The organism is Chryseobacterium sp. 14P4.3.2 (genome assembly GCF_057799275.1).
The window spans coordinates 1-1,688 of record NZ_JBYOKO010000048.1; the positions used below are offsets into that span (position 1 = coordinate 1).

Genomic DNA, 1,688 nt, shown 5'->3' on the forward strand with positions numbered 1-1,688 from the left:
AATTCCTTTATCCTTCATCGTGGTCACACTCCCGTTCAGGTCATAATCTATGATATTATTACTTCCTTCATAACCGGTATCGTTCATGGCAGATTCTATCACCTGATTAAGGCGGTTTCCGGTGTATTTATATTCAAGGTTATCTGTTAGAGCTACTCCTGAAAAATCCAGCTTGGGCTTTATAAGAACAAGCTGCGTTGAAAAGTAATCTTATATTTAATTTAGGTACGAACAAAATATTCGTACCAGCGGGGGGAGCGTGAGGAAGCAAAACCATCTATTGAGATGGCCACACAGCTGGTAGAAGCCCTGGAAGTGTCTCTGGATTATCTTGTAGGGTCTACAAATGTTCTTTTGGAAAAAAATATCATCTCCAAAATCCTTGATATCCAAAAACTAAAAGAGAACGACAGACAACACGTCTTCGCTCTCCTGGATGCCTTTCTCAAGCAAACTAAACTGCAAAGCATTTTATAAACAACAAAGCCACTCAAACGAGTGGCTTTGTTGTTTTTATTATGGAGTATTCCATACTTCATTCCAAGTTATAAAAAAATTATATACAACATAAATAATGAAAGAGAATAAAATAATTAGAGGTATTACAGAATATAATAAATTAGTTCTGTCATTCTTATATTTGAAAATATTACTTATAAAAAAAATAAAAAACGTAACTATTCCTGGTATAAAAATAATCCAGTTTAATATCAAATCAATAAGAGATCTTCCATCTCCAATATTTCTAATTAGATAGAAAAACAAAGAAAATACTAAAAATATCAGTATTAAATTTTTAGGGTATTGAATCTTTTTTAGCATGTTAATATTTTCTTCCTTTTTTTATTGCATTTTGATCCGCTCCAGAATCTAAGCTGCCTTTTCTCAACTCATTTGCTTGTGAACCTGTCGAAACTTCTATATCTGTTAATCCAATTTCTTTTGTCCAATTTCCCCACATAAAATTCCCTGCATCATAAAGATTGTAAACATCATTTGTCCCTTCAAATTTAAAAAATGCTTCATCTTCTACATAGTATGTTCTAAAAACTCCTCCATCTTCTGTTAAACCATTCTTTCCTCCTTCAACTTGATTTGTTAAAAAACTATGTGTAAAATCAGCATCATTATGAGATTCAAAGGCAATCATTGCATTTGCTATTCCATAAGCCGCCGCTTTCATTTCATTACTTGGCAATGCTACAACTGCTCCTCTAGCCTTTTTTATTTCATCATTTAACCCTACACTATTTACAGCTTTATCTACTTGCCCTGAGCTTATAGCATAATAAACCCTATCTCCTTTTTTAAATTCAGAGTTTAAGAATTTCTTATCAACACCTTTTGGGTCATTGAATTTAAGTTCATTTCCTTTCATGTCAAAAAATCTATTGGGTTGATTATTTTGTTTTACATATTGAACTTTGCCTGAATTATTAACCGTAATATCATCTTTAGGGGCTCTACCATCTGGATCAATAAACCTTATAGGATTATTAAACGCATAATTGTAAGGGCTATGTCTTGTCATCTTCTCCGCCAACGGATCTACTACTCCCCATCTTCCGATATCCGGCATATAAAATCTTGCCCCATAATCATACATTCCCTGTTTCCTGAAGTTCCTTGCCGTTATACTTGTAGTTGTAATAACTTCCAGATCCTCCAACATGGTTTAATCCAAACGG

At 33.4% G+C, this 1,688-nt stretch carries 1 protein-coding gene and 1 pseudogene; one reads left to right on the forward strand and one right to left on the reverse strand.

The annotated features are described in order from the left end of the window. Positions 1-285: 285 nt before the first annotated feature. Positions 286-477 carry a hypothetical protein gene (locus tag AC27VX_RS23665; RefSeq protein WP_236855656.1) on the forward strand — a complete coding sequence of 64 codons (192 nt, stop codon included), beginning with the start codon at positions 286-288 and terminating at the stop codon, positions 475-477. A 985-nt stretch (positions 478-1,462) separates the two neighbouring features. Here the strand turns inward: AC27VX_RS23665 and AC27VX_RS23670 are convergent. Further along, positions 1,463-1,688: pseudogene (locus AC27VX_RS23670) on the reverse strand (RHS repeat-associated core domain-containing protein); the annotation flags it as partial.

Coding starts and splice junctions, on each gene's coding strand:
- AC27VX_RS23665 (WP_236855656.1), top strand. CDS start 286: ATGGCCACACAGCTGGTAGAAGCCCTGGAAGTGTCTCTGGATTATCTT.